The following is a 255-nucleotide window of genomic DNA, read 5'->3' as shown; positions in this document are numbered from 1 at the left end:
AGTAGATAGCTGCCTTACGAGAACAGAAAAGGAGTAACAAACATGCATGAAAACAGGACATTGGATAGAATCCTATCCAGAAATAATTTAAACGAAGCCTTTCGACAAGTGGAACGGAACAAAGGTGCCGCAGGCATTGATGGTATGACTATCGAAGAGGCTAAAGAATATCTTCGTCAGCATAAAGAAGAACTTATTCAGACCATTCGCGAACGGAATTACCAACCTAAACCCGTCAGAAGAGTAGAATTACCT

General features: G+C 40.8%; 1 pseudogene. It reads left to right on the top strand.

The features are described 5' to 3' along the window. Window positions 1-42: 42 nt before the first annotated feature. Window positions 43-255 (top strand): annotated as a pseudogene (locus ACEN36_RS13155) (group II intron reverse transcriptase/maturase); the annotation flags it as partial.

It is taken from the genome of Desemzia sp. FAM 23989, assembly GCF_045528345.1.
Lineage (GTDB): Bacteria > Bacillota > Bacilli > Lactobacillales > Carnobacteriaceae > Desemzia.
The sequence above is the reverse complement of the archived record's forward strand: the minus strand, read 5'-3'. Positions and strand labels throughout refer to the sequence as shown.